Source organism: Ralstonia mannitolilytica (genome assembly GCF_000954135.1).
Taxonomy (GTDB): Bacteria; Pseudomonadota; Gammaproteobacteria; order Burkholderiales; family Burkholderiaceae; genus Ralstonia; species Ralstonia mannitolilytica.
In genome coordinates, this window is sequence record NZ_CP010799.1 from 3492414 (window position 1) to 3502500 (window position 10087).

A 10087-nucleotide genomic window follows, 5' to 3' on the forward strand; every position below is an offset into this window, starting at 1 on the left:
TCCGAGAAAATGGACACGATACTCGCTAATGCCATCGCGTCGATTCAGGTTGGAGTTGAAGACTACCTGTCCGGTGACACGCGGAGAAGCCTTTCGGCAGTACGCAACTTGACGGCCGGAGTACTTCTGCTTTTCAAAGAGAAGCTCCGCCAGCTTTCTCCCCAGGAGTCGGACGAAGTTTTGATTAAGAAGACCGTCCGGCCCATACGCGTGGCAGATGGGACCCTTGCGTTCAAAGGGGAAGGCAAGAAAACCGTCGACGTTCTTGACATCAAGGAGCGATTCTCGTCGCTCGGTGTCGTAGCTGACTTTGCTCGGCTGGATGAAGTAGTGCGCTTGCGCAATGAAATTGAGCACTACCGAACTAGCGTCACGGCCGAAGGTATGCGCGAGATATTGGCAAAATCCTTCGTTGTTATCCGGGATTTCATAGCTACCGAACTCGGCTGCGAACCCGCGGACCTTCTTGGCGTCCACACTTGGACCACCCTGCTGGAGGAGAGCGAAGTTTACGAACGTGAACTCGCCACGTGCCGCGCAGCGTTGGACGAGATCGATTGGAAATCGCCGGCAGGAGAACAGGTTGCACACCATATCCGATGTCAACACTGCGGCTCAGAGCTGGTAAAACCAGTGGAGCCACAGGTCGAATTCTTAGAGCAACTCGAATTTCATTGTGCATCTTGCGGGCAAGAGTCCGATTTCGACGATGTCATCGAGGCTGCAGTGGAAGATTGTTACGCTGCAGACACCTACCTTGCGATGACCGACGGTGGTGACCCACCTGTGGCAACCTGCCCGGACTGTTCAAAAGACACCTTCCTCATTGAGGAGGGACGTTGTATCGCATGCTCTGGCGAACTCGAGTTCACTCGATGCGCAATATGCAGCGCGACTCTCGGACCGGAGGATCAAGGAAATCACGGTCTATGCGGCTACCACGCATGGCAGGCGGCAAAGGATGACTGAATTGCCGTTTCGGATGCCAATCGTCAGCGCTTCAAGTGCAATCGGGCCTGCGACATAGCTCATGCAACGTTGGTCCATTCAGCGGTACCGTGGCTGCCCGGTCCATGTCTTGGCCGTATTGGGTCAAGGTAGCGACTACCGATACGCGTATACAGGTTTCGTCTGCGCTCCAAAATATGCGGTCATGGCACTACCCCAAAACTGGAGCGCTTCCATCATGTGTCAGCCGACTTTGCGTCCGCTGATGCAGCGACCGCGGCCGGGATGCAAGAAGGCCGCGCGATAGCAGAACGCTGATTTTCGTTGGCTGCAGAACAGGAGGCTAAGCGGGGTTGACCGTCAGTCGACAAAGTAAGGTAGCTCGCAATCGGTTATCTCATTGATCATCAATGCGACAAACTGTTTAGGCGCAACCTGCAAGAACTCCTCAATCAACCAATGATATTTATTGCCGATAAGGCTCGAAAATCTCTGCGGCTTGTATCTGACAATTGATCCAAGATAAAACATGACTGCATATATTGAGCATGGCTGCCTGAGAACATCTGCGTCTGGATGTAGATAGTACCGATACCCATTCATAAGAATGATGGGATGCACAATGCTGCGAAGATTGGCTCTCTGAGTGGTCAGTTTGTTGATGAAATTCGTGTTAGAAAAATTGCTCAACGGCGTTTCGTACGCGTGAAACCCAGGCACACCAGGCGCAACCGCTTTAATTTTCCCACCGACCGCGAAATCCTTCACCGATGCATTGGCCGCCCTAACATCCAACGATTCTAGCGACAATGCATGCCACAAATCTCCGGCCTTTCCCGACGGACTACGGCGCTCTGACGCGTTGATACCCACCTTGCAGAACTTCAATGGTTTGTCATAGGCCGTCCCATAGGCCCTATGAATACTGACGATATGAGACAAAAGCGAGCTGATCGATATGTTTTTCGAGGTTGCGCCTGCCGCGAAACTAACCGGAGTACCTAAGGCTTCGCAAAGCGCAGGGAAGACTTGTAGCCTGATAGGATTCTTCGTCGTTCGAACGCCGAAAACGGACACGTTCTGCTTGGTCAGCTTCACATATCCCTGACTATTGTTCGCCGGGTCTGCGATTCCATGTGTTGCATGCTCGACCTCGGCAGGGGTATAGATGCTTGGAGTTTTTAGTAGTAGTACTTTGCTCAAATTGAGGAACGAGTAGTACCAAAGTAGCGGAGACGTATCGGAAGACGCAACAAGCGCGATCCGATAAAAGCGTTCAGCTTGTTTTGCAAGCTCAAGTGCATCATCACGGCCAGTGGCAGGGAAGTTATCCCGAATCCAAAACCGAAGGTAACTCCATGGCTCCCGAAATGGCACTGACGAGCCAGCGTGAGTGAACGTCTTGTGCAAGCCAAACTTAATTTGGCGACCTTGCCATGTTGCTGACTGTGACGGGGTTGTGGCCGCTGGGAGCTTCATGTCGGGTTATATTTTTCTCTGGTGGAGCTCACATTTTATTGATCAACAGACGCACCACCTCCCCCCCGGAAGGGTTAAGTTAGAGATGAATTTTTCTTATCTCAGAATTTAGCCTCGCATTGCATCGGGCTGCGGCCCCATCGACAATATGGTCCACGATCGATGCGATTATCGATATCTCAATGCCGGGCTTGGTTACAGATGACCTTGGAGGAGGATGGCGATGGAGAAGGTTGAGCAGCTGCTCGCCACAGTTCATGCGCTATTGCGCGCAGAAGGGGTGGAAGATGCGGCCAGAATCGTACGCGCATATCCGGCACGCGAGGAGCAGACAGGCTATGACAACTGGAACGGTGGCACAGGCTTTTGGGAGATCCAGTTCGAAGTTCCTGCGGAAGAGTACGCTCGCTTGGGCACCAAGCGCGTCCAGCTGGAGGAACAGATCTCGGCACGCTTGAAAACCGTGCTGGAGCGCGAGACCCAGGACTTGTACTCGGCCAAGATCATCCCCGCCAAAGAGCGCCGCTCGGATTGGCGATCCGACAGCTCGGATCTTCCCCGCCATATTCGCGTGAACATGCTGGACTACCTACGCTTGGAGGGTATTCCATGGTACGGAGAGCTTGATGATGTCGAGTTCCTTAGCCGCCTGTATGACCTGCAGCACTTGCCCTCAACGGACAGCAGATTCAAAGATGCAGCGGGAGACATCTGGCAACACCGTTACAACAACGACGACTGGGAAGCCGATTGGGTATTTGGTGACGCTCGATTCAATCTCGTAGATGGGCCAGCCGATCAGTTTCTGCGTTTTCTTTGCGAGATGGTTCACCCGGTAGTTCGACCCGATCGTGACGAAGCCATCAAGCTCGTGGCTCACTTCAACAACCTCTTACGTCAGGCCGGTTGGGAGATCTACGAAGAAGAGAAAATTGCCGGGCACCCGCGCTTTTCGTATCGGCAGCTGAGCGGTAACGCGTCTCGTGCTGTCTCGCGCGCGAAAACGGTTGCAGACGCATTGGATGCCGGTTGGATGGCCAAAGAAATCGAACGTCTGGAGAACGCCATTGATCGAGATCCCGCATTGGCCATCGGCACCGCCAAGGAGCTTATCGAGACATGCTGCAAGACGATCCTGACGAAGCGCAACGTAGAGTTCACCAAGTCGGAAGACTTGGGCGATTTGACCAAGAAGGTGGCAAAAGAGCTGCAGCTCGTTCCGGAGGGAATCACTGACGAAACCAAAGGTGCGGACAACATCCGTCTGATCCTAAGAAATCTGACTCAACTCACAAATAACCTCGCACACCTCCGAGGTCTATACGTAAGCACCCGGTGAACCCGTCTTGCCAGCTAGGTGGCGCTGGGCGTCCAGCGATGCGGGAGCAGTTCGGCGATGTCGGCCGCCTTGTGGGTCGGCAGTCGCGTGAGGACGTCTTTCAGATAGGCGTAGGGATCGTGCCCGTTGAGCTTGGCCGATTGGATCAGGCTCATGACGGCAGCCGCGCGTTGACCGGCGCGCAGTGAGCCTGCAAACAACCAATTGGAGCGACCCAGGGCAACCGGCCGGATCTGTCGCTCGACGTGGTTGTTGTCGATGGGCACCGTCGGGTCGTCGAGGTAACGCACGAGAGCCGGCCACCGCTTGAGGCTGTAGTCAATGGCCCGCGCGATCGCCGAGCCGTCTGGGACGCGGCGTCGCTGTTCCTCGAGCCAGGCGTGCAGCCGCTCTAGAATCGGGCCAGCCCTTTGTTGCCGCGCTGCCAGGCGCTGGTCTGGCTCAGCATCCCGCACTTGCGCCTCGATCTCGTACAAGCTCACCATGTAGCGCAGTGCCTGGCCCGCCAATTCGCTCTTGTGCTTGTCGTGCAGTTCAAAGAACTTGCGCCGCGAATGGGCCATGCAACCGATCTCAGTGACGCCACCGTCGAAGCTGGCCTTGTAGCCGGCGAAGTCATCACATACCAGCTTGCCTTGCCACTGCCCCAGGAACGCGCGAGCGTGCTCGCCGCTGCGGCTGGGCGCAAACTGGTAAATCACCGCGCGCATCTTCTCGAACTCGCTCGGCGCATAGGCCCACAGGTAGGCGCGGTGCGTCTTGCCATTGCCGGGCGCGAGCATCTGCACTGGCGTTTCGTCGGCGTGCAGAACACCGTGGCTCAGAACCTCTTCTTGCAGGGCGTCCACCAGCGGTTGCAGACGCACGCCACAGATGCCCACCCACGCGCCCAGTGTCGATTGCGGGATGGCCAGACCGGCGCGCGCATAGATGCGCTCCTGCCGATACAGGGGAAGGTGGTCGCCGAACTTGGACACCAGCGTATGTGCCAGCAGTCCGGCCGTCGGGATGCCTTTGTCGATGACGTGGGGTGGCACCGGCGTCTGCACCAGCGTCTCACACTGATCGCACACCCATTTGCCGCGGATGTGACGCTCCACGGTGAACGTGCCCGGCGTGTAGTCCAGCTTCTCGCTGATGTCTTCGCCAATGCGCTTGAGCGCACACCCACAGGTGCAGGTCTCTGCGTCCGGCTCGTGGTGGATGTCGGTGCGCGGCAACTGCGGCGGCAATGCCTGGCGCTTGGGCTTGCTCTTGGCTTCAGATTTGGACGACGGCAGGAGCGCTTCCAGTTCGGTCTCAATCGCCTCGAGGTCTGCGTCAATGGCTTCGTCCAGCAGACTCGCCTGTTCAGATGTCAGTTGCTCGCTGCGCTTGCCGAACTTCCAGCGCTTGTGGATGGCCAGCTCGTGTGTGAGCTGGTCGATCTTGGCTTGCCGGTACCGCAACTCCCGGTCCTTCTCGCCGACCTGGGCCATCAACTGCGCAGCCAGTGTGCGCAGTTCGTCCGGGCTCAGGGCATCGAGGTTGGTGGGTAGGTTCATGCGGCGAGTCTGCCAGAACCCCAAGTCCTCTGGAAGGAAGCCAGTTTACGGCTTTGGGGGTATTACACGACCGTGATCGCGTGGTCGTGGGTGAGCGTCTGCCAAGGCAGCCCCGTCACCAGCGCACGCAATTGCTCGGGATTGAGCGCCGTGGCGATCGCCTGGTCGCCGTTCGTCCAGATGAAGCGCCCCTTGTTGAGGCGCCGCGCGGCCAGCCAGATGCCGAAGCCGTCGTAGACCAGCACCTTCATGCGCGTCGAACTCTTATTGGCAAACAGGTAGGCGTGGTGGGGGCGTGCCGCGCCGAACACCTTGACGACCCGCGCGAGGATCGTTTCGGTACCGGCGCGCATGTCCAGCGGCTCCACGGCCAACCAGATCGCGTCCACCCGAATCAACGCAACCACCCTTGCAGCCACTGGGCGCACTGCGCTGCGGCCGATCCCGGCCAGCGAAGACTGATCGTCGTCGCGCCACGGCGGACTTCGATCTGGATGTCCGGCACGGCAGTGGTCGGCTCGCCGATCCGCAACGGGATGAACTCGCCTTGCGGCACCCTCATCAACTCGCGGTCCTCAGGCGCGCCATTCTTTGCTTCCTGCTCGGCGACCCAGCGCCGCAGCAGATTCGCATTGAGGCGATGGTGCAGGGCTATCGCCGCGATCGAAACACCCGGCTGCATGCACTCCTGCACTGCCTTGGCCTTGAACTCGGCGCTATGCCGACGTCGGCGCCGTATTGGCGCGCTCTCTTCGATAGTGTCCACGTGTCCACCTAGAACTAGATGGACACGATGCTCCTTGCTACGCGGGTCCCCTTCAAGACGGGTTCACCGGGTGCTTACGACGTATTGGGTGAGGCTGGTGGAGAGGTACCTGGCGCGGGGCTGAGGGGGGGGATGGGCCCACGCAAGAAGCCACCGCTGGGTGGCTTTTTTCTTGGGGCGATGGGGAGCGCTGCGTTTGGGACGCGTAAAAGCAAACACCCCAGCTCGCGGGAGCTGGGGTGTTTTGAGGGAGAGCCTGGCGATGACCTACTTTCACACGGGAATCCGCACTATCATCGGCGCAGAGTCGTTTCACGGTCCTGTTCGGGATGGGAAGGGGTGGTACCGACTCGCTATGGTCACCAGGCTATGACTTGTTGCGTTGCTGACGCGGGGGTCAACATCGCCAATATGGAATGTAGTTGGGGTTGTGCTTAGTTTGTATCAGGCACAAGGCAGACCCAGCCGGAAACATACCGGTTATAGGATCAAGCCGCACGGGCAATTAGTACTGGTTAGCTGAACGCATTACTGCGCTTCCACACCCAGCCTATCAACGTCCTGGTCTCGAACGACCCTTCAGGGAGATCAAGTCTCCAGGGAATCCTCATCTTCAGGCAAGTTTCCCGCTTAGATGCTTTCAGCGGTTATCTCTTCCGTACATAGCTACCCTGCGATGCCTCTGGCGAGACAACAGGTACACCAGCGGTACGTCCACTCCGGTCCTCTCGTACTAGGAGCAGCCCCCGTCAAGATTCCAACGCCCACGGCAGATAGGGACCAAACTGTCTCACGACGTTTTAAACCCAGCTCACGTACCTCTTTAAATGGCGAACAGCCATACCCTTGGGACCGGCTACAGCCCCAGGATGAGATGAGCCGACATCGAGGTGCCAAACACCGCCGTCGATATGAACTCTTGGGCGGTATCAGCCTGTTATCCCCAGAGTACCTTTTATCCGTTGAGCGATGGCCCTTCCATACAGAACCACCGGATCACTATGTCCTGCTTTCGCACCTGCTCGACTTGTCGGTCTCGCAGTTAAGCACGCTTTTGCCATTGCACTTTAGGTACGATGTCCGACCGTACCAAGCGTACCTTCGAACTCCTCCGTTACACTTTGGGAGGAGACCGCCCCAGTCAAACTGCCTACCATGCACTGTCCCCGACCCGGATTCACGGGCCAAGGTTAGAACCTCAAACAAACCAGGGTGGTATTTCAAGGACGGCTCCACCGAAACTAGCGTCCCGGTTTCAAAGCCTCCCACCTATCCTACACAGATCGGTTCAAAGTCCAATGCAAAGCTACAGTAAAGGTTCATGGGGTCTTTCCGTCTAGCCGCGGGGAGATTGCATCATCACAAACACTTCAACTTCGCTGAGTCTCGGGAGGAGACAGTGTGGCCATCGTTACGCCATTCGTGCAGGTCGGAACTTACCCGACAAGGAATTTCGCTACCTTAGGACCGTTATAGTTACGGCCGCCGTTTACCGGGACTTCAATCAAGAGCTTGCACCCCATCATTTAATCTTCCGGCACCGGGCAGGCGTCACACCCTATACGTCCACTTTCGTGTTTGCAGAGTGCTGTGTTTTTATTAAACAGTCGCAGCCACCATTTTATTGCAACCCCTTCATCCTTCTGGCGCGAGCCAGTCAAACTACAAGGGCGTACCTTATCCCGAAGTTACGGTACCAATTTGCCGAGTTCCTTCTCCCGAGTTCTCTCAAGCGCCTTAGAATACTCATCTCGCCCACCTGTGTCGGTTTGCGGTACGGTCTCGTATGACTGAAGCTTAGAGGCTTTTCTTGGAACCACTTCCAATTGCTTCGCGACCTAAAGTCGCTCGCCCCACACCCTTGAATCACGCACCCGGATTTGCCTAAGTGCCATCTCCAATGCAGGGACCGGGACATCCAACACCCGGACAACCTTCCGCGATCCGTCCCCCCATCGCATCATACGACGGTGCAGGAATATTAACCTGCTTCCCATCAGCTACGCATCTCTGCCTCGCCTTAGGGGCCGACTCACCCTACGCCGATGAACGTTGCGTAGGAAACCTTGGGCTTACGGCGAGGGGGCCTTTCACCCCCTTTATCGCTACTCATGTCAGCATTCGCACTTCTGATACCTCCAGCATCCTTTACAAGACACCTTCACAGGCTTACAGAACGCTCTCCTACCATGCACTTACGTGCATCCGCAGCTTCGGTATATGGCTTAGCCCCGTTACATCTTCCGCGCAGGACGACTCGATCAGTGAGCTATTACGCTTTCTTTAAAGGGTGGCTGCTTCTAAGCCAACCTCCTGACTGTTTTAGCCTTCCCACTTCGTTTCCCACTTAGCCATATTTAGGGACCTTAGCTGGCGGTCTGGGTTGTTTCCCTCTTGACACCGGACGTTAGCACCCGATGTCTGTCTCCCGTGATTGCACTCTTCGGTATTCGGAGTTTGCTATGGCGGGGTAATCAGCAATAGACCCCCCAACCATGACAGTGCTCTACCCCCGAAGGTGAGACACGAGGCACTACCTAAATAGTTTTCGGAGAGAACCAGCTATTTCCAAGTTTGTTTAGCCTTTCACCCCTATCCACAGCTCATCCCCTAACTTTTCAACGTTAGTGGGTTCGGTCCTCCAGTACGTGTTACCGCACCTTCAACCTGGCCATGGATAGATCACTTGGTTTCGGGTCTACACCCAGCGACTGAACGCCCTATTCGGACTCGCTTTCGCTACGCCTTCCCTAATCGGTTAAGCTTGCCACTGAATGTAAGTCGCTGACCCATTATACAAAAGGTACGCCGTCACCCGTTTCCAGGCTCCGACTGTTTGTATGCATGCGGTTTCAGGATCTATTTCACTCCCCTCCCGGGGTTCTTTTCGCCTTTCCCTCACGGTACTGGTTCACTATCGGTCGATCACGAGTATTTAGCCTTGGAGGATGGTCCCCCCATCTTCAGACAGGATTTCACGTGTCCCGCCCTACTTGTCGTACACCTAGTTCCACAATACTGTTTTCGCATACGGGGCTATCACCCACTATGGCCGGACTTTCCATTCCGTTCTGCTAACAATACTGCTAAAGAGTACAAGGCTGATCCCATTTCGCTCGCCACTACTTTGGGAATCTCGGTTGATTTCTGTTCCTGCAGCTACTTAGATGTTTCAGTTCACTGCGTTCGCTTCTGTTACCTATGTATTCAGTAAAAGATGACCCATACGGGCCGGGTTTCCCCATTCGGACATCTGCGGATCAAAGCTTGTTTGCCAGCTCCCCGCAGCTTTTCGCAGGCTACTACGTCCTTCATCGCCTGTGATCGCCAAGGCATCCACCACATGCACTTATTCGCTTGACCCTATAACGAGTATGTCTCGCTATAGGCTGAGTTCTCGCGTTGTGCCGTATTCCAAGACAATCTTTCGATTGCTCTGGTAATACTGGTTGATACAATCACAACCCAGTGTCGCGTTTTGACTGTGCGCCTCATCAACGCACCGCGACACCTTTACTACATTCCATATTGTTAAAGAACAGCCGAACTTTTACGCTCGTCTTGGCTAGGCCAAACGCAAACACCATCGACATCACCGCGTCGATGCTTGCGTTTGGCTACCACAAGGTATTGGTGGAGGATGACGGGATCGAACCGACGACCCCCTGCTTGCAAAGCAGGTGCTCTCCCAGCTGAGCTAATCCCCCAGTCACGGCAGAGACTTCCACCGTCCGTAACTTGGTGGGTCTGGTAGGACTTGAACCTACGACCCCCGCCTTATCAAGACGGTGCTCTAACCACCTGAGCTACAGACCCTTGGCTGTAACATCAAACAAACCGATAAGTGTGGACGCCTAACTAGGATGCACGCTCTTAAAGGAGGTGATCCAGCCGCACCTTCCGATACGGCTACCTTGTTACGACTTCACCCCAGTCATGAACCCTACCGTGGTAATCGCCCTCCTTGCGGTTAGGCTAACTACTTCTGGTAAAGCCCACTCCCATGGTGTG

Annotated in this window: 6 protein-coding genes, 2 tRNA genes and 3 rRNA genes (1 of these 11 running past the window's edge); 2 read left to right on the forward strand and 9 right to left on the reverse strand. The window is 55.8% G+C overall.

The window, feature by feature from the left end:
* The first annotated feature begins 9 nt into the window (after positions 1–9).
* Complete coding sequence (locus tag TK49_RS16440; RefSeq protein ID WP_045787669.1) at positions 10–969, forward strand: hypothetical protein; 960 nt, start codon at positions 10–12, stop codon at positions 967–969.
* Between the two features lie 339 nt (positions 970–1308).
* Here TK49_RS16440 and TK49_RS24255 read toward each other — a convergent pair whose 3' ends face one another.
* Positions 1309–2427, reverse strand: a complete 1119-nt coding sequence (locus TK49_RS24255) for a YaaC family protein (protein WP_082076332.1) — start codon at positions 2425–2427, stop codon at positions 1309–1311.
* Between the two features lie 223 nt (positions 2428–2650).
* Here TK49_RS24255 and TK49_RS16445 point away from each other — a divergent pair, with 223 nt between their 5' ends.
* Positions 2651–3766 carry an abortive infection family protein gene (locus TK49_RS16445; protein ID WP_205624842.1) on the forward strand — a complete coding sequence of 372 codons (1116 nt, stop codon included), beginning with the start codon at positions 2651–2653 and terminating at the stop codon, positions 3764–3766.
* A gap of 14 nt (positions 3767–3780) precedes the next feature.
* On the opposite strand, the gene tnpC is transcribed toward TK49_RS16445, so the two are convergent.
* The 8 genes from tnpC to TK49_RS16485 form a co-directional block, all read right to left on the reverse strand.
* Positions 3781–5310 (reverse strand): IS66 family transposase, encoded by a 1530-nt coding sequence (gene tnpC / locus TK49_RS16450; protein ID WP_009238807.1) that lies wholly within the window; start codon positions 5308–5310, stop codon positions 3781–3783.
* Between the two features lie 62 nt (positions 5311–5372).
* Positions 5373–5717, reverse strand: a complete 345-nt coding sequence (gene tnpB / locus TK49_RS16455) for an IS66 family insertion sequence element accessory protein TnpB (RefSeq protein WP_146049720.1) — start codon at positions 5715–5717, stop codon at positions 5373–5375.
* Complete coding sequence (gene tnpA, locus TK49_RS16460) at positions 5705–6076, reverse strand: IS66-like element accessory protein TnpA (protein WP_004633552.1); 372 nt, start codon at positions 6074–6076, stop codon at positions 5705–5707. The genes tnpB and tnpA overlap by 13 nt, the downstream gene beginning before the upstream one ends.
* Before the next feature lie 254 nt (positions 6077–6330).
* Positions 6331–6443 (reverse strand): 5S ribosomal RNA (gene rrf, locus TK49_RS16465).
* A 117-nt stretch (positions 6444–6560) separates the two neighbouring features.
* Positions 6561–9439: ribosomal RNA gene (locus tag TK49_RS16470) — 23S ribosomal RNA — on the reverse strand.
* 268 nt (positions 9440–9707) lie between these two features.
* Positions 9708–9783: transfer RNA gene (locus tag TK49_RS16475), tRNA-Ala, on the reverse strand.
* Between the two features lie 32 nt (positions 9784–9815).
* Positions 9816–9892 (reverse strand) — tRNA-Ile (locus TK49_RS16480).
* A 59-nt stretch (positions 9893–9951) separates the two neighbouring features.
* Positions 9952–10087, reverse strand: a 16S ribosomal RNA gene (locus TK49_RS16485) (it continues 1399 nt past the right edge of the window).
* The 16S, 23S and 5S rRNA genes sit together here with 2 tRNA genes alongside, the layout of an rRNA operon.